The organism is Kitasatospora sp. NPDC005856, from assembly GCF_040629945.1.
Taxonomy (GTDB): Bacteria; Actinomycetota; Actinomycetes; order Streptomycetales; family Streptomycetaceae; genus Kitasatospora.
This window is the reverse complement of sequence record NZ_JBEXWT010000220.1, coordinates 1-1,709: the sequence shown is the minus strand read 5'-3', so window position 1 is coordinate 1,709 and position 1,709 is coordinate 1. Positions and strand designations below refer to the sequence as shown.

The 1,709-nt window shown below is 78.5% G+C and carries 2 protein-coding genes and 1 pseudogene; 1 reads left to right on the top strand and 2 read right to left on the bottom strand.

Annotated elements, in window-relative coordinates; all coding sequences use genetic code 11:
* Positions 1-92 (bottom strand): annotated as a pseudogene (locus ABZ449_RS42085) (roadblock/LC7 domain-containing protein); the annotation flags it as partial.
* A 10-nt stretch (positions 93-102) separates the two neighbouring features.
* Positions 103-927 (bottom strand): hypothetical protein, encoded by an 825-nt coding sequence (locus ABZ449_RS42080; RefSeq protein ID WP_360357453.1) that lies wholly within the window; start codon positions 925-927, stop codon positions 103-105.
* A gap of 243 nt (positions 928-1,170) precedes the next feature.
* Between ABZ449_RS42080 and ABZ449_RS42075 the strand changes: the two genes are divergently transcribed.
* Positions 1,171-1,709 (top strand): hypothetical protein (locus ABZ449_RS42075; RefSeq protein ID WP_360357450.1); only part of this gene is annotated, 539 nt, incomplete at its 3' end.

Here is a 1,709-nt window from a genome sequence, read left to right as displayed (position 1 = left end):
TCCGCGGAGACCACCACGGTGTGGGACACCCCGGGGGTGTTGTCCACGAAATTGGTGATCAGCCAGTTCAGGTTCTGTGCGGCCTGGCTCATCTGGTTCAACTCAACGCTCCTGGTGATCTGCGCCGTTGCCGTCGCTCCGGCCACCGAAACTATCGAATCCGGGCTGCTGGGCACCATGCTGGAAGCCCGACTGGTTGGCGGCCTGCTCGGCCCCGGCACGGCGGCCCTGCTGGATGCCGCGGCGCAGGTTGGTCAGCCGGCCGCGGACCTCCTCGGGGGCCCGGGAGACCTGCGGACCGGTCAGCGGCGAGGCCTCGGCGGTGCCGGAGACCAGGTTGGCCTGAGGGGTCCGCCGGGGCAGGCCCGACATGGTGACACCGCTGGTCGAGGGCTCCCGGATCTGCTCGGCGCGGCGCCAGCGCTCGTCGTTCGCGGACGGACGCCACGGGGCGTCGCCGGTGCCGGGCTGCTGCTGGGCCTGCGGCGGCTGCTGCTGCTGGCTCTGCTGCGGGGCCTGCTGCTGCGGAGCGGGCTGCGGGGCCGGCTGGGGAACCTGCTGCGGGGCCTGCCGGGGAGCCTGCTGCTCCGGGGCCTGCTGCTGGAACCCCGGCGCGGAGGTGCCGGGGCGGCGCGGCTGGTACGTGCGCGGACGCGCCTGCTGCTCCTCCGCCTGCGGGTACCACGGCTGCTCGCCGCCGGGCCGCTGACCGGTGGCCTCGGACGGGCCGGTCGGCAGCGCCATCGGCTCCTGGTACGGCAGCGGCTGCGGCTGCTGCGGCGCCTGCTCCTGACGCACCGGCTCCGGACGCGGCGGGTTCGGCACGTTCGGCAGCACCGGCTCGACCAGGCCCAGGCCCAGCGGGTCGCGCGGGTCGATCTGGCTGGCCTCGAAGCGCGGGCGGGCGAACTGCTGGGTGCTCTCCACCGGCGCCGGCTCGGCCGACGGCAGCGGCTGGGGCTGCTGCTGGGCCTGCGGCGGCAGCTGCGGCTGACGGTCGCGCTGCGGCGCGTCCGGGCCGGGGCGCTGCGGACCGCGCGGGCCCTGGCCGGCGGGGCGGCCGGGGGCGCCGGGGCCCTGCGGGGCCGGACGGCGCTGCGGCAGGCCGTCCTGCGGACGGTTGCCCGGACGGGCACCCTGCGGCGGAGTGCCGGGACCGCCGGGGCGGCCGTGCTGCGGCTGCTCGCCGGTCCGGGCACCCGGACCGCCGTCGAACTCGCCACCGGGACGCGGCCGTTCCTGACCGGGCCGACCCGGCTGCTGCTGACCGGCCTGCTGCTGACCGGCCTGGGGCCGGCCGGACTGCTGGGGCTGACCCGGCTGCGGCTGGCCTGGCTGGGGCTGACCGGCCTGGGGCCGGCCGGGCTGCTGCGGACGGCCGCCGCGGCGGGGCAGGCCGTTCGGGCCGCTCTGCGGCGGGCCCTGGCGGCCCGGGGTGCGCTGCGGCAGACCGCCCTGCTGGGCCTGCTGCGGAGCCTGCTGCTGCGGGTCCTGCTGCCTCTGCTGCGGCTGGGCGGGCTGCCGGCCCTTGCCCTGCTGAGCACCGCCCTGCTGAGCACCGCCCTGCTGGACCGGGTTCTCGCGCAGCGACTGGCCGACCTTGCGGGTCGGCAGACCGCCGCCGGGCGCACCCGGGCCGGCCTGCGCGGCGGGAGCGGCCGGAGCGGCCGGGCCGCCCTGGCCGAGCTGCGGGCGGGGGCCCTGCGGGG